The sequence below is a fragment of the Streptomyces sp. NPDC059695 genome, assembly GCF_042733785.1.
Taxonomy (GTDB): Bacteria; Actinomycetota; Actinomycetes; order Streptomycetales; family Streptomycetaceae; genus Streptomyces.
In genome coordinates, this window is sequence record NZ_JBHWFF010000016.1 from 1 (window position 1) to 18,705 (window position 18,705).

General features: G+C 74.5%; 20 protein-coding genes. 14 read left to right on the forward strand and 6 right to left on the reverse strand.

Going from position 1 to position 18,705, the window contains the following annotated elements; translation table 11 throughout:
* Window positions 1-349: 349 nt before the first annotated feature.
* The 8 genes from ACFV2S_RS20750 (at window position 350) to ACFV2S_RS20785 (ending at window position 5,277) form a co-directional block, all read left to right on the forward strand.
* Window positions 350-856, forward strand: coding sequence for an Asp23/Gls24 family envelope stress response protein (locus ACFV2S_RS20750; RefSeq protein WP_385560965.1), 507 nt, complete (start codon window positions 350-352; stop codon window positions 854-856).
* Between the two features lie 71 nt (window positions 857-927).
* Entirely contained in the window at window positions 928-1,113 is a 186-nt protein-coding gene (locus ACFV2S_RS20755; RefSeq protein ID WP_385560968.1) for a hypothetical protein, read from the forward strand.
* Window positions 1,110-2,120 carry a DUF6286 domain-containing protein gene (locus ACFV2S_RS20760; RefSeq protein WP_385560971.1) on the forward strand — a complete coding sequence of 337 codons (1,011 nt, stop codon included), beginning with the start codon at window positions 1,110-1,112 and terminating at the stop codon, window positions 2,118-2,120. The genes ACFV2S_RS20755 and ACFV2S_RS20760 overlap by 4 nt, the downstream gene beginning before the upstream one ends.
* Window positions 2,117-2,692: a hypothetical protein gene (locus ACFV2S_RS20765; protein ID WP_385560974.1), complete on the forward strand. Its 576-nt coding sequence runs from the start codon at window positions 2,117-2,119 to the stop codon at window positions 2,690-2,692. The genes ACFV2S_RS20760 and ACFV2S_RS20765 overlap by 4 nt, the downstream gene beginning before the upstream one ends.
* Window positions 2,682-3,593, forward strand: coding sequence for a YihY/virulence factor BrkB family protein (locus tag ACFV2S_RS20770; RefSeq protein ID WP_385560977.1), 912 nt, complete (start codon window positions 2,682-2,684; stop codon window positions 3,591-3,593). The genes ACFV2S_RS20765 and ACFV2S_RS20770 overlap by 11 nt, the downstream gene beginning before the upstream one ends.
* Window positions 3,594-3,671: 78 nt before the next feature.
* On the forward strand, window positions 3,672-4,259 hold the full coding sequence (locus tag ACFV2S_RS20775; protein ID WP_385560980.1) for an RNA polymerase sigma factor: 588 nt from the start codon (window positions 3,672-3,674) through the stop codon (window positions 4,257-4,259).
* Window positions 4,250-4,951, forward strand: coding sequence for an Asp23/Gls24 family envelope stress response protein (locus ACFV2S_RS20780; protein ID WP_385560983.1), 702 nt, complete (start codon window positions 4,250-4,252; stop codon window positions 4,949-4,951). The genes ACFV2S_RS20775 and ACFV2S_RS20780 overlap by 10 nt, the downstream gene beginning before the upstream one ends.
* Window positions 4,948-5,277, forward strand: a complete 330-nt coding sequence (locus ACFV2S_RS20785; protein WP_383788953.1) for a hypothetical protein — start codon at window positions 4,948-4,950, stop codon at window positions 5,275-5,277. The genes ACFV2S_RS20780 and ACFV2S_RS20785 overlap by 4 nt, the downstream gene beginning before the upstream one ends.
* Window positions 5,278-5,306: 29 nt before the next feature.
* Here the strand turns inward: ACFV2S_RS20785 and ACFV2S_RS20790 are convergent, their stop codons facing one another.
* Window positions 5,307-5,867, reverse strand: a complete 561-nt coding sequence (locus ACFV2S_RS20790) for a helix-turn-helix domain-containing protein (RefSeq protein WP_385560986.1) — start codon at window positions 5,865-5,867, stop codon at window positions 5,307-5,309.
* A gap of 156 nt (window positions 5,868-6,023) precedes the next feature.
* Between ACFV2S_RS20790 and ACFV2S_RS20795 the strand changes: the two genes are divergently transcribed.
* The 3 genes from ACFV2S_RS20795 (at window position 6,024) to ACFV2S_RS20805 (ending at window position 10,348) form a co-directional block, all read left to right on the forward strand.
* Window positions 6,024-6,494, forward strand: a complete 471-nt coding sequence (locus ACFV2S_RS20795) for a nuclear transport factor 2 family protein (protein ID WP_385560989.1) — start codon at window positions 6,024-6,026, stop codon at window positions 6,492-6,494.
* 117 nt (window positions 6,495-6,611) lie between these two features.
* Window positions 6,612-8,657 carry a hydantoinase/oxoprolinase family protein gene (locus ACFV2S_RS20800; protein ID WP_385560992.1) on the forward strand — a complete coding sequence of 682 codons (2,046 nt, stop codon included), beginning with the start codon at window positions 6,612-6,614 and terminating at the stop codon, window positions 8,655-8,657.
* The gene (locus ACFV2S_RS20805) at window positions 8,654-10,348 is read left to right on the forward strand and encodes a hydantoinase B/oxoprolinase family protein (RefSeq protein WP_385560995.1); all 1,695 of its coding nucleotides are present in this window, start codon (window positions 8,654-8,656) and stop codon (window positions 10,346-10,348) included. The genes ACFV2S_RS20800 and ACFV2S_RS20805 overlap by 4 nt, the downstream gene beginning before the upstream one ends.
* Here the strand turns inward: ACFV2S_RS20805 and ACFV2S_RS20810 are convergent.
* From ACFV2S_RS20810 to ACFV2S_RS20825, 4 genes are read right to left on the reverse strand one after another with little or no spacing between them, the layout of a single operon-like run.
* The gene (locus ACFV2S_RS20810; protein WP_385560998.1) at window positions 10,327-11,928 is read right to left on the reverse strand and encodes a PucR family transcriptional regulator; all 1,602 of its coding nucleotides are present in this window, start codon (window positions 11,926-11,928) and stop codon (window positions 10,327-10,329) included. The two genes, ACFV2S_RS20805 and ACFV2S_RS20810, sit on opposite strands and share 22 nt — an antisense overlap.
* The gene (locus ACFV2S_RS20815; RefSeq protein ID WP_385561001.1) at window positions 11,925-13,016 is read right to left on the reverse strand and encodes a DUF917 domain-containing protein; all 1,092 of its coding nucleotides are present in this window, start codon (window positions 13,014-13,016) and stop codon (window positions 11,925-11,927) included. The genes ACFV2S_RS20810 and ACFV2S_RS20815 overlap by 4 nt, the downstream gene beginning before the upstream one ends.
* Before the next feature lie 8 nt (window positions 13,017-13,024).
* Window positions 13,025-14,368, reverse strand: coding sequence for a hydantoinase/oxoprolinase family protein (locus tag ACFV2S_RS20820; RefSeq protein WP_385561003.1), 1,344 nt, complete (start codon window positions 14,366-14,368; stop codon window positions 13,025-13,027).
* Between the two features lie 31 nt (window positions 14,369-14,399).
* The gene (locus ACFV2S_RS20825) at window positions 14,400-15,764 is read right to left on the reverse strand and encodes an MFS transporter (RefSeq protein ID WP_385561006.1); all 1,365 of its coding nucleotides are present in this window, start codon (window positions 15,762-15,764) and stop codon (window positions 14,400-14,402) included.
* A gap of 411 nt (window positions 15,765-16,175) precedes the next feature.
* On the opposite strand from ACFV2S_RS20825, the gene ACFV2S_RS20830 reads away from it, so the two are divergent.
* Complete coding sequence (locus ACFV2S_RS20830; RefSeq protein WP_385561009.1) at window positions 16,176-16,472, forward strand: hypothetical protein; 297 nt, start codon at window positions 16,176-16,178, stop codon at window positions 16,470-16,472.
* A gap of 54 nt (window positions 16,473-16,526) precedes the next feature.
* On the opposite strand, the gene ACFV2S_RS20835 is transcribed toward ACFV2S_RS20830, so the two are convergent.
* Complete coding sequence (locus ACFV2S_RS20835) at window positions 16,527-17,375, reverse strand: universal stress protein (RefSeq protein ID WP_385561012.1); 849 nt, start codon at window positions 17,373-17,375, stop codon at window positions 16,527-16,529.
* Between the two features lie 218 nt (window positions 17,376-17,593).
* Here ACFV2S_RS20835 and ACFV2S_RS20840 point away from each other — a divergent pair, with 218 nt between their 5' ends.
* Together ACFV2S_RS20840 and ACFV2S_RS20845 are read left to right on the forward strand one after the other, a co-directional pair.
* Complete coding sequence (locus tag ACFV2S_RS20840; RefSeq protein ID WP_385561015.1) at window positions 17,594-18,436, forward strand: TIGR01458 family HAD-type hydrolase; 843 nt, start codon at window positions 17,594-17,596, stop codon at window positions 18,434-18,436.
* 64 nt (window positions 18,437-18,500) lie between these two features.
* Window positions 18,501-18,695, forward strand: coding sequence for a LapA family protein (locus ACFV2S_RS20845; protein WP_385561018.1), 195 nt, complete (start codon window positions 18,501-18,503; stop codon window positions 18,693-18,695).
* Window positions 18,696-18,705: the final 10 nt, after the last annotated feature.

Genomic DNA, 18,705 nt, shown 5'->3' on the forward strand with positions numbered 1-18,705 from the left:
GGCGACGGGCGGGGGCGGGGATACGGACGAGGCTCCCCAGCTGGCCGAGCACGCCGCGGTCCGGCGGGGCCCCCGGGGCCGCGGGCGGGCGGGGGCGTCCCGGAGGACCGGACGGATCGCCTTTTCGAGTTGGCATGCTCATGCTTGAGATCTACCCGCTCCGGCGGAGGGAGCGCAAGACTCCGTCGGCGGGCGGCACTCCTCGCCGCCGCTCCGGTGAGGTGCGCGACGACGTCGGGGAGGGCCGCGGCGGATCGACGGGATTTCTCGGGGCAGGCGCGTCACAGCCGTCGATCGGCGGTGTCCAACGAGGGAAGTGCCGATCAGCCCCGAGAAAGGGACGTACACCATGACCGTCCAGCAGCAGGTCCCCGTGTCGAAGCCGCTCGCCTCCCCGAGGACCGAGAGGCCGGCGGCCGGGACGACCGAGGTGTTCCTCGGCGCGACCGGGGCGGACGAGCCCGCCGCCACCCGGGGGAAGACCTCGATCGCCGACGTCGTCGTCGTGAAGGTCGCCGGCATCGCCGCACGGGAGATCCCGGGTGTGTACGACATGGGCGGTGGTCTGTCCCGCACCATCGGCGCCGTCCGCGACCGCGTCCCGGGCGGTCGTCCGAACGTCGGCCGGGGCGTGAAGGTGGAGGTCGGCGAGTGTCAGACCGCGGTCGACCTGGACCTGGTGGTCGAGTACGGCGTCGCGATCACCGAGGTCGCCGCCGCCGTGCGGGAGAACGTCATCGCGGCCGTCGAGCGGATCACCGGTCTGGAGGTCGTCGAGGTCAACATCTCCGTCATCGACGTGCGTCTGCCCGAGGACGACGATCCGGAGCTGCCCGCCGACTCCCGCGTCGCGTGACGGAGCCGGCGGTGAGGCGTTGAGGGAACGCGCCCGTCCCCCGGGCGGCCCGCGGCAGAGAGGCGGAGAACATGAGTAGGGCGTTCATCGGAATGATCGCCGGAATGGCCCTGGCGTTCGCCGGATACTTCGGCGGCTTCACCGCCTTCGTCCTGGTCGCCGTCCTCGGCGCGGCCGGATACGGGGCGGGGGCGTGGCTCGACGGCGGCGGACGGCCGCAGGAGCTGCGGGAGTTGCTCAATCGGGGCAGGCGGTGACCGCGGCGGCCGACCGGGGGTCGACCACGATCGCGGACAAGGCCGTACGGAAGATCGCGCAGCGGGCGGCCGGGGAGGTGCTGCCTCCCTCGCTGGCGGGCGCGGTGCGCGGCTCGGCGACGGTCCGCGGCCGCAGGGCCGGTGTGGCCCTGCGCGTGGCGCTGCCCTATCCCGCTCCTCTCTCGGAGACGGCCCGTCAGGTGCGGGAGCACGTCGCGGACCGCACCCGGGAGCTGACCGGGCTGGACGTCCCTGCGCCCCGGCTGACGGTGAGTCGGCTCGCGGTCGGCGCTCCCGCGCCGGCGCCGGTGCCGCCGCCCGAGGCGGTGGGTCCCGGACCTCGGTACCGGTGGTCGGCTCGACGTGTCCCGACGGCCCTCCTGCTGCTCGTGGGGACGGCGGTCGGCGCGACGCTGACCGCCGACGTCCTCCGGGTCCACGTCCTGGACCACCGTCCGGCGGCGTGGCGGCTGCGCGCCGTCGACTGGCTGTCCGGACACGGCCCCGGTGATCCGGCCGTCACCACCGGGTCCCTGGTCGCCGTCGCCCTGGGGGTGTGGCTGCTCGCGCTCGCCGTGACCCCGGGCAGGCGTCGGCGGCTGACCCTCGTCACCACCGCGTCCGACGTGCGGGTCGCGGTGGACCGGACGGCGGTGGCCGCGCTGGTCCGGGACGCGGTCGGCGAGGTGAACGGCCTCGGCGCGGTGCGCGTCCGCGTGCGCCGCCGCCGCGTCCTCGCCCGCGCCCGGCTGGCCTTCGGGGAGCGGGACGACGTCCTTCGTCAGGCCGTCGCCGCGGCCGACCGCGCTCTGGAGCGCTGTCGGCTGCGCCGCCCCCTGCGGTGCAGGGTGGTCCTGGTCCCCGAGGCCACCTGGCAGCCGCCCCTGCCTCCGTACGGTTCCGGGGCCGGCCGGGCTCCGTCCGGCCCGGTGCCTCCGTACGGTTCCGGGGCCGGCCGGGCTCCGGCCGGCCCGGCGACGGGCGAGCCGGAGGGTGCGACCGCGTGAGAGAGTCCCGTACGGTCGTCAACCGCACCGTCCTCGCGGTCTTCGGGCTCGCCCTCCTGCTGGGGGGAACCTGGCTGGCCGGCGCCGGGACGGCACTCGCCCAACGGTTCCCGTCGGGGTGGCCTGCTCCCGGCTCCGCCTTCCTCGGAGCACGGACGACGGCCGGGCTGCGCGAGCACGGGTGGTGGACCCCCGCCGTCGTCGCGGCCGGGACCCTCGTCACGCTCCTTCTCGCCCGGTGGGCAGTGGGCCGGATCGTCGTCCGCCGGAGGTCCCGGGTCCCGCTGCCCCAAGCGGGCGGCGCCCTCAGCAGGCGGGCCCTGGAGACGGCCCTCGCCCAGCGCGCGCTGACCATCGCCGGAATCGGCCGCTGCCGGCCGCGCGTCCACACCCGCGGACGCCGCCTGCACCTGCGGCTCCGGGTGTGGCTGGAGCCGGGAGCCGGTCCGGACCGGGTCGTCCCCGAACTCCTGGCGCTCACGGCCGAGGCCGCGCGGGCGGCCGCCCCCTACGAGATCGGCACCCGCGTGCGCATCAGCCACCTCACCCGGCGGACGCCGCATGTCCGCTGACACCCGGCCGTCCGCCCCCGGGCACCCGGCCGCCGCCCCGTCCACCTCACGCGACTGGTGGCAGGCGCTGCGCCGCACCCCCGCGACCCTGTGGAAGGACGACGTCACCGATGCCGCCGCCGCCCTGACCTACTACGCGATCCTGGCGATCCTCCCGGCGCTCCTCGTCACCGTGCTGGCCTTCGCGTTCGTCAGCCCGGGCACCGCCGAGCAGTTCACCGCCCACGTCACGCACTACGCCCCGGGCGAGTCCGGCGCCGAACTGCACGAGCTCCTCGGCCGGGCGCTGGACCGGCGCTCCGCCGCCTGGACCCTCCTCGCGGCGGGCGCCGCGAGCGCCCTGTGGTCCTCCTGCAGCTACCTGGCCGTCTTCCGCCGGGCCCTGCACGCCATGCACCGCGTCCCGGACCGCCGCTCCACCTGGCGCAGGGCCCACCGCATCCTCGTGACGGCCCTGGTGCTGCTCGTCCTCCTGGTCGTCGGCGCGCTCGTCCTGATCCTCAGCGGCCCCGTGGCCAAGAGCGTCGGAAGCGCGCTCCACCTCGACGACAGCGTCTCCCTCGTCTGGACGCTCGTCCGATGGCCGCTGCTGCTCTTCCTCGTCGCGGTCCTGGTCGTGGTCCTCTTCCGGACCGGTCCCCCCTCCGCCCGTCTCCGGCGCCACAGCCTGCCCGGTGGCACCCTGGCCGCGGTCCTGTGGCTGTGCGCGTCGGCCGGATTCGCCCTGTACACCGCCGTACTGGGCACCTACAGCCGTCTCTACGGTTCGCTGGGCGGATTCGTCGTCTTCCTCATCTGGCTCTGGCTGTCGAACGTCTCGCTCCTCGCGGGCGCGCAGTTCACCGCCGAACTCGGCCGTCCCCGCCGTGCCGGGCTGTCGCGGGCGGACCTCCGCGGGTGAACGAACGTGCGGATGCGTGCGGCGTAACGAAACCGGGGCACGCGGTGTCAAAGAACCGGAGGCTGGAAGGAGCCCGGATTGAGTGCGCGTCGAGGCCCGGACGACCATGAGGGCGAGGACGCGGCCCGGGTCGATGTCCGACTGCTCGCCGTCAGAGCGGCGGAAGGGGACGAGGAGGCGTTCGAGGTGCTCGTACACCGGCATTCCCTGCCCATGATCCAGCTCGCCACGCGGCTCCTGGGCAACCGCGCCGAAGCCGAGGACGCCGTCCAGGACGCCTTCGTCAGCGCCTGGCGCAGTCTCCCCGAGTACCGGGGCGAGGCGGGGTTCGGCACCTGGCTGCACCGCATCGTCACCAACCGGTGCCTGAACCTGCTGCGCGCCCGCAGACCCGCCGCCGACCTCGACGCGGTCGCCGAGCCGGCCGCACCGGAGCACCAGTCCTCACCCGCCCGCGCCGCCGAGTCGCACGCGGCGGTGCGCGATCTCGCCCGGGCGATGCGGTCGCTGTCCGCGGAGCAGCGCGTCTGCTGGGTGCTCAGGGAGATCGAGGCCCAGCCCTACGACACGATCGCGCGGACCGTGGGGATCAGTCCCGAGGCGGTGCGGGCACGTGTGTTCCGGGCCCGGCGCATGCTGACGGAGGCGATGGCCGCATGGCGATGAACACTCCTCACGACCGCGTTCCCGAGGACGACGACCATGTTCCCGAGAACGACAGCAACGTTCCCGAGGACACCAACCGCGTTCCCGAGGACGACGACCGCGTTCCCGAGGACGACGGCCTCGAACTCCTGGCGTGCGGGAGGGACCTGGCCTCGGTGTGGGAGACGACCGGCCGGCCGGACCCCGACCCGCACACCGCCGGCTGCCCGTCCTGCCGGCAGGCGGTGGAGGACCTGGAGCGGCTCCGCGCCGCCGCCCTTCCCGCGACCTCCGCGCCACCCGCCGAGATCGACTCGGCCGCCCTGGTCCGCCGGGTCATGGACGTGGTCAGGATGGAACTGCGTCCCGGCCGGGACCTGCCTCTCGGCGAGGTGGACGAGGACACCTGGATCTACGAGTCCGTCGCGGCCCGGGCGCTGCGCGCGGCCGCGGAGGAGGTGCCGGGGGTCCGCGCCGGAAGCTGCCGCATCACCCCGCCCGGCAGCCGTGCCGATGCCGCACGCGGACCGGTCGCCGTCCGGGTCGCGATCAGCGTCGCGTACGGACTCGACCTGCGCACCGTCTCCGACGCGGTGCGCGACCGCCTCGCGCACGCCGCCCGCGAGCGTCTCGGGCTGGCCGTGTCCGCGGTCGATGTCGCCGTCACCGATCTCCACGACCCGCCGGACCAGCCTCGGAAGGCCACAGCATGAGCAACGGACGGGCGCAGGCCCTCGCGCGCACGGTCACCGAGGCCGTCCTCGCCGTTCCCGGCGTGGCGTGCCTGCGGCCGGGGCTGCGTTCCCTGCTGCACTCCTCCGGCGTGCGGCCGCCCGCAGCCCTCGGTGCCGCGGAACCCGACTCCGCGGTGCGCATCACCTGGGACTCCCAGGGGAGGGTGACCGGGATGCACATCCGGATCGTGGTCCGCGCCGAGCGGCAGGCCGCCCGCACCGCCCAAGCCGTCCGCGCGGCGGCCGCGGGGGCCGCCGCCGCGGCACCGGAGGTGGTGCGGGTGACCGTCACCGGCATCGTCTGACCCGCGTTCACATGCCCTGTCCGGCACCGCTACAGCGGTGCCGGACAGGTGAGAAGGACCCACAGGGCGAGGGACCACACGCACGCCGCGACGGCGCACAGCCGAAGGCGGCGGATCCGCTCGGGCGCGACCGGGTCGGGCCCGTGCCCGGCGACGTGGACCACGTGAAGCGCACGGGGAGCGGCCGGGCGTGGGACAGCGGACGGCGACGGCGCGGGAGCGGTCCCCGGCACCGTGCGTGCCGCTCCCCCGGCCGGTGTGACGGACGGACTCCTGACCTCTGCCGCCGGACGTCCGTCCCGGCCCCGGCCCCGCGCGGTGGTGGTGGCGCCGGGTTGCGCCAAGCCCGCCAGGAACCGGCCGTAGGCCTCCTTGCGGCGGCCGCGTGGCGTGGACCGGCCGGACTCCCAGGACCGCACCGTCGCGGGTGTCACGCCGAAGGCGAGGGCCACCTGACGGGTCGACAGGCCCCACTGCTCCCGCAGACGGCGCCGCTCGCCCGGTTCGGGCAGCTCCCCCGGGCGCCGCGTCGGGATCCGTGTCGCGGTGTGGCCGATCTGACGGGGAAGAATCTGATGCGCTGTTGTCATACTCGTGTGACAATCCGCGCTTCACGGTCGTGACGGACGATAAGGGACGTTCATCCGAAAAGCCCATCACCCGAGGAGTGGACGAGGCCGTCGGGGCGACGTCGCGCACCGTCTAGAGTGACGCGCCGGAATCCAGTCCGACCCCGGAGGTCCCCCGTGTCCGATGCGTCCACCCCACTCCCTTCCACGGCCCGTCCCGGCGCCTCGGCCGCCGACGCCGATGCCGTCTGGGCGGTCATCACCGGGATGTACGAGGCGTACGAGGCGGGCGACCGGGCCCGGATCGACGCGCGCCTCGACCCCGAGGCGACCGTCTGGGACTCGGCCGCCGAGCCGCTGCTCCACGGCAAGCGGGACCTCGACCGGATCCGGGAGGAACGGCCCGCCGCGGGCGAAGGACCCGAGGAGAGCGGACTGCACGCGTCCGAGCCGGTCGTGGACGTCTTCGGCGACCTGGCCGTGCTGCGCTACCTGCTGCGCGTGGACTTCGCCCCGGACGCCGAGGGCCGGGACACGCGGCCGGAGCTGGTCCGCAACACGGCGGTCCTGCGGCGTGGCGCCGACGGCGCCTGGCGGATCGTGCACCTCCACGAGGACGTCCGGCAGACGGGCGGGGTGCCGGCCTGACCGGCCGGAGTGTGCACCGCGCACGAGGGGCGCCCCCCACCTGTGCGCCGCGCACGGCCGCCGCTCCGCCGCCTGCCGTTAGCGTCCGGGCATTCCCCGAGACAGCCGGGAGGCGGCATGACATACCGGGTGGCCATGGACATCGGTGGGACGTTCACCGATGTCGTCGCCTATGACGAGACGAGCGGTGCCTACCGGGCCGCGAAGGCGCCGACGACGCCTGGTGATCTGGCGGAGGGCGTCTTCGCCTCCCTGGAGCGGGTGGTGTCCGACCCCGCGGCGATCTCCTTCTTCGTCCACGGCACGACCCAGGGCCTCAACGCCCTCCTGGAGCGCAAGGGCGCACGGGTCCTGCTGCTGATGTCGGAGGGCATGCGGGACGTCTACCACATCGCCCGCGGCAACCGTGACCGCATGTTCGACCTCCACTACCGCAAGCCGCTGCCGCTGGTGGAGCGGCGGGACACCGCCGAGGCGGGGGGCCGGCTCGACTGGCGCGGCGAGGAGCTCCGCCCGCTCGACGAGGACGCCGTGCGGGCCGTGGCCCGGCGCGTGAAGGAGGAGGGATTCACGGCGGTCGCCGTCTCGTTCCTCTTCAGCTACGTCAATCCCGCGCACGAGACCCGGGCCGGGGACATCCTCGCCGAGGAGCTCGGCGAGGACGTCATGATCGTCCTCTCGCACCGGGTCGCCGGGGAGTGGCGCGAGTACGAGCGGACCTCTTCGGCCGTCCTCGACGCGTACACCGGCCCGGTCGTCCGCCGCTACCTCGGGCGGATCGAGCAGCGGTTCGGCGAGCGCGGCCTGGGCGTGCCGGTGCAGGTCATGCAGTCCTCGGGCGGGGTGGTCAACGCCTCGTTCGCCCGTCGCCACCCGCTGCAGACCCTGCTGTCGGGACCCGTGGGCGGCACCATGGGCGGGGTCGCGGCGGCCGAGCTGCTCGGACGGCCGAACGCCATCTGTGTCGACATGGGCGGCACGTCCTTCGACGTGTCCCTGGTCCTCGACGGGCGCCCCGACATCTCCAACGAGGGTACGGCGGACGGGTTCCCGGTCCTGATGCCACTGGTCAACCTGCACACCATCGGTGCGGGCGGCGGCTCGATCGCGTACGCGGAGGCGGGCGGCCTGCGGGTGGGTCCCGAGTCCGCCGGTGCCGTCCCCGGCCCGGCCTGCTACGGCCGGGGCGGCGAACGTCCGACGGTCACGGACGCCAACGCGGTGCTCGGCCGGGTCGACCCCGAGTGGTTCGCCGGCGGCCACATGACCCTGGACCCCTCCGCCGCCCACCGCGCGGTGGGCGGACTGGCCACCGAGCTGGGGCTGACCGCCGTCGGGCTGGCCGGTGGCATCTGCGACGTCGCCAACGCGAAGATGGCCCAGGCGATCCGTACCCTCACCGTGGAGCACGGACGGGAACCGCGCGAGTTCACCCTGCTCGCCTTCGGCGGCGCGGGTCCCATGCACGCGGTGGAGATCGCCCGCGAGCTGGGCGTCGGCGAAGTCGTCGTCCCCCGCTTCCCCGGCGCCTTCTCCGCCTGGGGCATGCTCGGCACCGAGGTCCGCCGCGACCTCACCCGCCAGTTCTTCACCTCGGGTGACGCGCTCGACGGAGCCGCGATGTCGGCCGAGCTCGCCGCCCTGGCCGAGCGGGGCGTCACCGCCCTCGGCGAGCAGGGCGTCCCCGTGGAACGGCGCCGGGTCGAGCACGCCGTGGACATGCGCTACGAGGGCCAGGACTACACCCTGACCGTGCCGCTGTCCGGCGTCGACGAACCGGCCGGCGAGGGCTTCCTCGCCGAGGTGTCCGCGCGGTTCGCCGCTCAGCACGAGCGCCGCTACGGGCACGCCACTCCGGGTGCCCCGGTCGAGTTCGTCACGCTGCGGACCACCGCTCTGGGAGCCTCGCCGGACAGCACCCCGGCCGGTTACGCGCCAGATCCCGGGGAGAACCCGTGGGCCGGTCGCGTCAAGCCGGTCTTCTTCGGCGGCGTCAGCCACGAGACGCCGGTCCTGCGCCGCGAACACCTGCCCACCGGGGCGGAGTTCAACGGTCCGGCGATCATCGTCGAAGCCACCTCCACCACCGTGGTCCCGCCGGACGCCCACGTCGCCGTCGACGTGCACGGCTTCCTCGTCATCAAGCTCGGAGGCACCGCATGAGCGTCCCCACCCCGGCGTCCCGGCCCACCGTCGACCCGGTCACCACGGAGATCATCCGCTGCGCCCTGCTCCAGGCGGCGGAGGACATGAACACCACCCTGATCCGCTCGGCGTACACGCCGACGATCTACGAGGCCAAGGACTGCGCGGTCGCCCTCCTCGACCGCGACCACCACGTCCTCGGCCAGTCCTCCGGGCTGCCGATCTTCCTCGGCAACCTGGAGGAGTGCACCCGTGCCACGGAACGCATGTACGGCACGGACGTGTGGCGCGAGGGAGACGTCTGGGTCCTCAACGACTCGTACATCGGCGGCACCCACCTCAACGACGTCACCGTCTACGCCCCGATCCACGTCCGGGGCGACCTCGTGGGCTTCGCCGCCTCGCGTGCCCACTGGATCGACATGGGCTCCAAGGACCCCGGGGGTTCCATGGACTCCACCTCGATCCACCAGGAGGGCCTGCGCATGGGGCCCCTCAGGATCTACGAGGGCGGCGAACCCTGCGTCCTCGTCCATGACCTGATCGCCCGCCAGGTGCGGTTCCCCCAGCCCACGCTCGGTGACATGCGGGCCCAGGTCGCCTGTGCGCTGACCGGCGCCCGCCGCCTCGCCGAGATCGTCGAGCGGTGGGGCACGGACACCCTGCTCGCCGCCCGGGACGCGATCTTCGAACAGACCGAGCGTCTGGAGCGCGAGCAGATCGCCGCCGTCCCCGACGGTGTGTACGAGGCCACCGGTCGGCTCGACAACGACGGCATCGATCTCGGAACCCCGCTCTCCGTCACCGTCCGCGTCACCATCGACGGCGACCGCATGACCGTGGACCTGACCGAGTGCGCCGACCAGGCGACCGGACCGGTCAACTGCGGCGCCGCGCAGACCGTCGCGGCCTGCCGGGTCGGCTACAAGCTTCTCGTCAGCGGCGACGTGCCCCTGAACGGAGGCTCGTTCAAGCCGCTCGACGTGGTCACCCGGCCCGGTTCCATGCTCGCCGCGATCGAACCCGCCGCCTGCCAGTACTACTACTCCCACCTCGGTCTCGTCATCGACCTCGTCGTCCGCGCCCTCGCCCCCGCGGTGCCCGAACGGGCCGCCGCGGCCTCGTACGGCGACTCGATGATCGTGCAGTTCACCGGTCTCGACCCGCGCACCGGCAAGCTGTTCGTCTCCCAGGAGGCGACCGTCGGAGGGTGGGGCGCCTGGGCGGCCGGCGACGGCGAGTCCTGTCTCATCAACAACGTCAACGGCTCGCTCCGCGACATGCCCGTCGAGGTCCTGGAGACCCTCTTCCCCGTGCGGGTCGACGAGTACGCCATGCGGACCGACTCCGCCGGGGCCGGCCGCACCCGGGGCGGGAACGGCGTGGTGCGCCAGTACCGCTTCACCGCCGACCAGGACCTCTCGCTGTGGTGGGAGCGGTCGGACACCCCGGCGTGGGGCCTCTTCGGCGGCGAGGCCGGAGCCCCGCCCCGGGTCACCCTCAACCCGGGCCGCCCCGACGCGCGTGCGCTGCTGAAGGTGAACGCGCTGCCCGTCCGGGAGGGCGATGTGCTCCGCTGCGAGAGCGGCGGTGGCGGCGGCTTCGGCCCCGCCGCCGACCGGGATCCCTCGGCCGTCGCCGAGGACGTCCGGCAGGGCGTCCTGAGCCCCGGCCGCGCCGGTGCCGACTACCCGTCCTGGAACCGCTGATCCTCCGACGCCCCGGGCTCCGTCTCGCCGAGCAGCACCCGGCACGCCAGGTGCAGCGGCAGGCGGAGCCCCGGGTCGTCGGGATCGCAGCCCAGTGCTCTCAGCCGGTCCAGCCTCGCGGCCACGGTGTTGCGGTGGACTCCGAGCCGGCCCGCCGCGATCGAGGGCGCACCACCCGTGTCGAGCAGGACGGCCAGGGTGCGCAGCAGCACCCCGTCCCGGTCCGCGTCGAGCAGGGGTGCCAGCAGGGCCCGCGCCGGACCCCTGAGCGTCTCCCGGGGCAGCGCGGTGAGCAGCTGGGCCGGGCCCACCCGGTCGGCGCGCACGACACGGCCCGTCCGGGCGACGCCGACCGCGGCCACCGCGTCGGCGAGGGTCCGGCCGAGGCCGTCGAGCGAGGACACCGGCCCCGCGACCGCGCCGGCCGACGGCGGCAGCAGACCGGGTTCCGCGCAGGCGGCCCGCAGCAGGCGCACGGCCCTGTCCACCGGGTCGCGCTCGGGCCCGTCCTCCTCCGCCACGGACTCCCAGGCCACCCACACGCCCCGGTGCCGGACCAGGGGTCCGGCACCCGTGGCGGCACGGGCCCAGCGGGTGACGAGCAGGCGCTCCGGCTCCGGCGGGCCGTCCGGCCGGACGGCGTACACCACGAACGGTCCCCGCAACGGCCAGCCGAGGGCGAGCGCGGCGGCGACCAGCGGATCGTGCGTGCCCTCCTCCGGCTCCTCTCCTCCACCGGGCCCGTCGGGCACCCGGCCGGGACCGGGGGCTTCGGCGGCCGGATTCCCGAACCGGGCCAGGAGCTCGTCCAGCAGACCCGAGGCGTGGTGTTCCGCGCGTTCGGCCGCCAGGCGTTCGGTCGCCGCCCAGGCGGTCAGCGGCGCGACCGCGAGACCGAGGACCTCGCGGACGGTGGCCTCCCAGCCGCTGGGCCGGGCGCGGAATCCCGCCGTGAGGACGGCCAGGGGTGCCCCGTCGGGGCCGGGCACCTCCACGGACACCCGCGCGGTCCGGCCCGTGGTGTCCAGTGCCCCGGCGCGGCCCGCGACGAGGTCGCCCGACGGGGTGGTGAGGGCCACGTCGGTGGACGGCAGGACCGCGTGGAGCGCGGAGACGAGCCGTACGGGTCGGGTCCCGGCGCCGGCGATCCTGCGGGCGGCGCCCGCGACCAGGGCTGTGCGGCCGGCCTCGGGCCGGGCGACGGCCGAGGCGATCCGGACGGCCGCGTCCAGCGGATCGCCGGGCACGACGAGGAGCGGGACGTCGAGACGCGCCGCGAGCTCGGCGACCGAGCCGGGCAGACCGGCCTCGCGCGACACCACCACGCAGGCGGCGGCCTGCTCCCAGGCCTTGCGCAGCGCCATCTCCACCGTCCAGGCGGCGGACACGGCACCGGCGGTGAGCACGACGGCGCTCCGCGGACGCACCTCGTCCAGGGCGGCGAGCCGGTCGACGATCCGCACCGCCGTGACCGGTGTCGCGGCGTCGGCCGGACCGTACACCTCGATGTCCGCGAGCGGTCCGTCCTGGAGGAGCTCGGTGAGGGTCAGGGGGCGGAAGCCCGCGTCGGTCCCGCTCATCCGGTTCCTCCGCTTCCCGTACGGGCGAGGGCCCGTCCTTCAGGGGTGTACCAGGCCTCCGCCGCCGCGATGACGACGACTTCGACGGCGGTGCCCGGCAGGGCGCGCTCCACGTCCAGGACCGTGCGGTCACCGGCGGAGAGCATGAGGATCTGGTCGGGCAGCGAGGCCGTCGGCGCGCCGTCCGCGAGCGCCAGCAGGATCTCGTTGTGGGCCTCCAGGCGGAACCGCCTCCGCAGCCCCTCGTCCTCCTCGACGAGCACGCTCGTCGGACGGGACGGCAGGGAGATGCCGTGCGGTACCAGGGGCATCGCACCGGCGGCGGGGCTCTCGAAGTGCTCGTACGCGCCGGCCGACTGCTCCACCGCCGTGATCCGCCCGCGGCACAGCGTGCGGGGGCGCCAGGGGGCGAAGCGCGTCCGGCCGGTGGCCGCCCCGGCGGCGAGCGCTCTGCTCACGGTCCCGGGAACGAGGCAGGAGGCCAGCCGGTCGCCGTCCATCGGGTAGGCCGCGGCCACGGCCCAGCCGCCGGAGGCGAACACGAGGGGACGGACGAGGTCCTCGACGCGGCCCCTCGGGGACTCCACGGCCACGACGTCGCCGCTGGGGGTGGCGAGGGCGAGCGGAGTGGGCGCGACCCCGGCGAGGGTGAACAGGGTCTGCTCCAGGAGGGGGAGCACCCTGCCGCACCCGTCCCCGTCGACGAGCGGCAGACCGCAGCGGGCTGCCGTGACCAGGGCGATGAGCGCGTTCTCCGCCGCGGCGTTGAGCGGCACGACGGCCTCCGCCGCCCGGCCCACGACCCGCTCGACGGCACGCACGGCGCGGACCGGCTCCTCCCCCGAGGGCAACTGCTCGGAGAGGGCGGCCGAGGCCCCGGCCAGCGTGACCGCGACGCAGAGCCCGGTGCCGGGCAGCAGGTCCGCGGACAGCAGCCGGACGGGACCGTGGGCGGTGAGCTCCGCGGCGGCCCAGTCGAGCGCCACCCGGTAGGCGGACTCCTCGGTCCCGGCGGCGAGGACGCGCGCACCGACGGCGAGGTGTTCCAGGTCGCCGACGTCCAGCGCCCGGTCCGGCTCGTCGGCCACCCGCGCCGTCACCGTGCGGCCCCCGACGCCGGAGCGCCCACGGCCCGCGCGGTCACGCGGTGCACACCTGCGGGCAGGTACGCGACGGGGGCGTGGGCCAGGCCCTCGATCCGTACGGATCCCGGAGCCGCTCCGGCGGCGACGCAGCGCGAGAGCGCGTGGTCGCGGACGGCCGAGAGCGACTGGTCGAGCTCGGCGCGGCCCGCCGCGGAGACCACCTGCTCCAGCTCGACGCGGCAGTCCGCCCCGGCGGCGTAGCGGGCGGCGTCGGTGAGCCGGGGCGCGCGGCCGTACGGGGCGGGGGAACCGTCCCGTGGTCCGTCCGCCTCGGCCGGGGCTCCGCACTCCTCGGCGCGGCCGCCGGTGTACAGGACCTCGGCGCCGGGGATCCGTTCGAGCAGGCGGGAGACCGACCGGGCGGCCTCCCGGCCGTCCGACTCCACGACGTCCGGGGCGCCGAGCGCGAGCCGCACCCCGAAGGGTCCCGGGACGGGTCGGGAGGACCGTTCCGGTTCGCCGTCGCGCACGACGAGGCAGCGGACGGACCGGGCGCCCGCGTCGACGACCACGGCACGGTCCACGCCGGTGCGGGTCAGGGCGCCGCGGGCGGCGCAGCCCGACGCGGGGGCGGTGCCGACCACGGGATGGCGGAGGAAGTAGTCGCCCGAGACGAGGCCGCCGTCGTCCCGGGCGAAGAACACGGGCGCCGTGATCCGCAGGGAGCGGAGCACGGCCCTGCAGTCGGTGACGAGCTCCTCGGCCCAGCCGCCCAGCGCGGCGTTGACGGCGGTGGCGGTCTCGCGTTCACGCAGGCCGGCCGAACCGATCTCGTACGAGAGGCTCAGCGCCGCGCCGGGAATCGTGGCCGTGACGATCGCCGCCGCCTCCAGCTCGGGCCCGGGGCCCGCCGGGGCGCCGGCCGCGCACAGGGCGAAGACCCGGACACCCGCCTGCCGCGCCCGGGTGGCGAACGCCCTGACGGCCTCCCGGTCGAGCGGGCCGAGCGGGCTTCCGGTGACGGCGCTGCCGCCGGTGACGACGGCCGTGAGTCCTCCGAGGGCCTCCCGTGCCGGGAGGGGCCAGTCGGCCAGGGGGGCGAGCGCGGCATGGCTCTCGGAGGCGAGCCGGAGGACGGCGACGGGACGGGGCCGGGGCGGCCGGCGGGCCAGGTCGGTGACGACCGCGACGGACCCGACCGGTCCCGGGACCGGGCCGAGCGCGACGAGCGCCCGCCGGAGGCAGTCGTCGGTGCGGGGCACGCTGTCGACGACGGCCTCCGCGAGCACCCGGCCGGCCGGGTCCAGGAGCACCGCCGTGCTGGTGGCGTGCCCCACGTCGATTCCGAGCCTCACGCCCCCATCCTTCCACCGGCGGCGTTCACGGCTACTCGAGGTCCTTGCCCTCGGTCTCCGGCAGCGGGGCCGCGCAGAGCAGGGCCACGCCGAGGAAGGCCATGATGAAGAGGATCGTCGAGGAGTAGCCGGTGGCCCGGGCCAGCAGGTAGCCGACCACGGAGGGGGCGAGGGAGGTGGCGCCGAGCTGGGCCGCCGTCGCCCAGGAGTAGCCCGTGGCGCGCAGGGCCGTCGGGTAGAACTCGCCGTTCCAGGTGTTCCAGACGCCCCAGGCGCCGAGGCAGAAGAACGACAGGGCGAAGTTCGCCACGTACATGCTGGTCAGCGAGTCGGCGTAGGCGAAGGCCACTCCGGAGACGGCCGCGAGCGCGACGTACGGCAGGAAGACCTTACGGCGGCCGTAGCGGCCGGTCAGGAGGGAGGCGGAGACATAGCCGGGGATCATGAAGACCGCGCTGAGGGCGACGAACCCGAGGCTGGCCGACATGCTGAGGCCCTTGTCCTGGAGGAGGGTCGGGAGCCAGGTCTGCAGCCCCCAGTACCCCCAGTTGAAGGCGAAGTTCACCACCAGCATCAGGACGGTCACGCGGAGCAGACGGCCCCGGAACAGGTCGAGCGGACGACCCGCGCGCACCGTGCCGGTGTCCGCGGCGGAGGCGAAGACCGTGCCCTCGGGGACGTCGGCGCCCAGCCTGCGCAGCACCGCCACCGCCTCGGCGTGGCGGCCGCGCTCGGCCAGCCAGTACGGCGACTCGGGGACCCAGGCGCGGATCGCGAACACCCAGGCGCCGGCCAGGCCGCTGGCGACGGCGACGACGTGCCAGCCGAGACCGCCCACGAGCTGGGTGACCGCGACGGCGAGCAGCACGCCGATCGGCCAGCCGATGGACAGATAGACCGCCGCCCGGCCGCGCAGCCGCGAGGGCAGCAGCTCCAGGAAGTAGGGGAAGGTCACCGTGTAGATGCCGGCCAGCGCGAGACCGGACAGGAACCGGGTCACCATGAGCACGGTGAAGTTCGGGGAGAAGGCGCTGACCAGGGCGATGACGCCGTACGCCGCCAGTGACCAGAGGCACACCGCGCGTCGGCCGACCCGGTCCGACACCGGACCCCAGACCAGGCTGCCCGGGATCATGCCGAGCGCCACGGCGGACAGGGCCCAGCCGATGGCCCCCTCGTCGATGCCGAACGCGGAACCGAGGTCCCCGGAGACGTAGACCAGCGCGAGCTGCTCCCACGACTCGATGACGAAGGCCATGAAGAGGGCGGTGGCGGCCAGCAGGTGGACCTTCCGGAAGGGCATGGCCTCGAACCAGTACCCGACGGTCCGGGCCTGCTCCCCCGCTCCGGGCGGGCGCTCCCCGGCTCTCGGAACTGTTTCTCTCATGGCGCTCATCGACTGTCCTTCCGGGCCTCGACACAGGCTACGCATTCCCCGACGTGAGGAGTGGCGGCACCCTAGACGCCGCGGCCCGTCCGGCCCTGTGCGCGGGGCACAGGGCCGGGCGGCGCGGCAGGGCGGTGCGCACAGGCGTCCCGGGCCGCACGGGCAGGACGGGGTCCGTGCGGCCGCCGATGCGACGCCCGCCCCTCCCCACCAGGCCCGACCGCGGACGATGCCGCGTCCAGGCCGGTGCGCTGCCCGCCCGCCGTCATGAGGTCGAGCTCGTACGAGGGAACGCGTCGGCTGACAGGCGGGTTCGGCTCTCGGCCCGATCGCCGGGAATTCCGGTCCCATATAATGGAGATCCGCCGCCGAAAAGAATCCATCGGTCCCCCCATTCGCTCCTGACAGATGGGAATCCTGATGATCGGCGTACTCGTCACCTTCACGCAGACCGACACGTTCGATCGCTCAGCTCTCGCGAAGATCGCCGACGAGCTCCGCGAACCCTTCGAGGGAATGGCCGGCCTCCGCTTCAAGAGCTTCATGCTCGACGAGGACGGAGTCCGGGCACGGAACTTCTACCTCTGGGACGACGAAGAAAAAGGCCGCGCCTTCTTCACCGAGGAGATCGTCGAGAAGGTGACCGGGATCTACGGCGTCCCGCCCACCGTCGAATTCCTCGACGTCGTGGGGCTCGTCGACAACTCCGGCGCCTGACCTGATCGCTGCTGGATCACGCTCGACGACCCGAACGTACGGCGTCCCCGTCCGTCAGGAGTGCGGCACGACCGCGACGGGACACGGGGCGTGGTGGATGACGGCGTGGGTGACCGATCCGATGTGAGCGCCCCGGGCGGCCCTGCGCCGGCCGACGACCACGAGGCGCGCGTCCGACGCGGCATCGATGAGGTGCTCGGCCGCCCGTCCCGGAGCGGAGACCTCCGCCACCTCCGTCGCCGGGAACCTCTCCCGGAACGGTCGCACCGCGTCGGCGAGCGCCGCCGCCCTCTCCTGCTTCGCGGCCGCGCCTGCGTGGTGGACGAAGGAGTCGTGCCACGTGTGCACGATCTCCAGCGGGACGGCGTGACGCCCGGCGAAGTCGAACGCGAAGTGCAGGAGCTCGTCCTTCGCCTCGTTCACGTCCAGACCGAGCACCACCTTCCCGGGGGCGTTCCTCCCGGGCGCGGGGCCGTCCTTCTCGGATCCGGGGCGGACGAGGACCACCGGCCGCGCCGCTTCCGCGATGACCTCCTGCCCCACCGAACCGATGAGGAAGCCGCGGACGCTGCCCAGGCCGTGGGAGCCCACGACGAGCAGCTCCGCCTCGGCGGCGGCGGCTAGCAGCACGCTCACGGGCGCGTCCTCGACCTCGTCGGCGGTCAGGGCGAGCCCCGGCTGCCGGGACCCGACGCGCCGCTCGGTCTCGGCCAGCACGCCTTCCGCCGCGCCGGCACGATCGTCGTGCGACACCTTCATCGCCCCCAGCTGATGCTCCGCCCATCGTGTGGCGTACACCAGTCGCAGGCCCTCTCCGCGCAGCGCCGCCTCGTCGGCGGCCCAGTCCACCGCCGCCACGCTGCCTTCAGAGCCGTCCACTCCCACGGTGACGGGTCGGGACATGCCGCTCTCCTCGCCTCGGGCCATCGTCGACAGGCCCCGGGAGGGGGCGCCGATGGGCGCCCTTGCGCGAGGGCACCCGGTCACGACGCTACCGAGTCCCCGGAACAACGGCGTGCGCAGCGGGCGACGACGGCGCCGAAGTACCCCGTCCGGCGCAGGCACGGGGACGCCCGGCGCGGCGAGGGCGGGTGCCCGGCCCCGCGGCTAGCGTCGGTCGCATGGAACGAATCCGAGCGGTCCTAGTCGACATCGACGGTGTCCTCACCGTCTCCTGGAAGGCCCTCCCGGGAGCGGTCGCGGCCATGGAAGAGCTGCGGGACGCGGGGCTCGGCGTCGCGCTGGTCACCAACAACACGTCCCGCACCAGGGCCGTCATCGCCTCACGCCTGGCCGGTCTGGGCTTCCCCGTCGGGGCGGGCGACATCCTGACCGCCCCGGCGGCCACGGCTGCGTATCTGCGCGAGCGGTTTCCCGGTGCGCGCTGCCTCCTGCTCAACAGCGGTGACGTACGGGACGACCTGACGGGCGTCACGCTCGTCGAGGAGGGGGACGCCGACGTCGTCGTCCTCGGCGGCGCCGGGACCGACTTCGGTTACGACGCCCTCAACCGGGTCTTCCGTCAACTGCAGCGGGGGGCACGGCTGGTGGCGATGCACCGCAATCTGTACTGGGCCACCGAAGGGGGTCTCGACCTGGACACCGGGGCCTTCCTGGAGGGGCTCGAGAAGGCGGCCCGCACCCGCGCCGAGGTGACGGGCAAACCGGACCCCGCGTTCTTCGCGAGCGCCCTCGCCCATCTCGGCGTCGACGCGGCCGAGACGCTGATGATCGGCGACGACATCGCATCCGACGTCCTGGCCGCGCAGCGGTCCGGCATCACCGGTGTGCTGGTCAGGACGGGCAAGTACCTGCCGGAGACGCACCGCGCCGCCCCCGGCGCACCCGACCATGTCCTCGATTCCTTCGCGGACCTGCCCGCCCTGCTCGCCCTGACGTCTCGGGTCGGGGGCAGCGCCGAGGCCCCGGTCGACCGCACGACCCCGCGCACCGATAATGGGTGACATGCCCCGAAATACCGCAGACAAGGCATACGGTCCGTCCACGGTGACGGTCAAGGGTCGGGACTTGCGGCTGCGCACCCTCGCCTTCCTGGTCCTGGCCGCCCTGGCGATCTGGTTCATCGCGGTGAACACCGGGTCCGTGACCATCAGACTGTGGGTGCCGACGGTCACGCTCCCCCTCTGGATCGTCCTCACCGTCACTCTCCTCGTCGGCATCGTCCTCGGCCTGTTCATCGCCCGCCGCCGCGCGCAGCGGTGACGGGCGGCGG

What these genes read in the sequence shown, in the direction of transcription:
- ACFV2S_RS20750 (WP_385560965.1), top strand. Translation starts at nt 350, where the DNA reads ATGACCGTCCAGCAGCAGGTCCCCGTGTCGAAGCCGCTCGCCTCCCCG.
- ACFV2S_RS20800 (WP_385560992.1), top strand. Translation starts at nt 6,612, where the DNA reads ATGACATACCGGGTGGCCATGGACATCGGTGGGACGTTCACCGATGTC.
- ACFV2S_RS20830 (WP_385561009.1), top strand. Translation starts at nt 16,176, where the DNA reads ATGATCGGCGTACTCGTCACCTTCACGCAGACCGACACGTTCGATCGC.
- ACFV2S_RS20825 (WP_385561006.1), bottom strand. Translation starts at nt 15,764, where the DNA reads ATGAGCGCCATGAGAGAAACAGTTCCGAGAGCCGGGGAGCGCCCGCCC.
- ACFV2S_RS20840 (WP_385561015.1), top strand. Translation starts at nt 17,594, where the DNA reads ATGGAACGAATCCGAGCGGTCCTAGTCGACATCGACGGTGTCCTCACC.
- ACFV2S_RS20780 (WP_385560983.1), top strand. Translation starts at nt 4,250, where the DNA reads ATGGCGATGAACACTCCTCACGACCGCGTTCCCGAGGACGACGACCAT.
- ACFV2S_RS20810 (WP_385560998.1), bottom strand. Translation starts at nt 11,928, where the DNA reads ATGAGCGGGACCGACGCGGGCTTCCGCCCCCTGACCCTCACCGAGCTC.
- ACFV2S_RS20835 (WP_385561012.1), bottom strand. Translation starts at nt 17,375, where the DNA reads ATGTCCCGACCCGTCACCGTGGGAGTGGACGGCTCTGAAGGCAGCGTG.
- ACFV2S_RS20790 (WP_385560986.1), bottom strand. Translation starts at nt 5,867, where the DNA reads ATGACAACAGCGCATCAGATTCTTCCCCGTCAGATCGGCCACACCGCG.
- ACFV2S_RS20770 (WP_385560977.1), top strand. Translation starts at nt 2,682, where the DNA reads ATGTCCGCTGACACCCGGCCGTCCGCCCCCGGGCACCCGGCCGCCGCC.
- ACFV2S_RS20805 (WP_385560995.1), top strand. Translation starts at nt 8,654, where the DNA reads ATGAGCGTCCCCACCCCGGCGTCCCGGCCCACCGTCGACCCGGTCACC.
- ACFV2S_RS20755 (WP_385560968.1), top strand. Translation starts at nt 928, where the DNA reads ATGAGTAGGGCGTTCATCGGAATGATCGCCGGAATGGCCCTGGCGTTC.
- ACFV2S_RS20785 (WP_383788953.1), top strand. Translation starts at nt 4,948, where the DNA reads ATGAGCAACGGACGGGCGCAGGCCCTCGCGCGCACGGTCACCGAGGCC.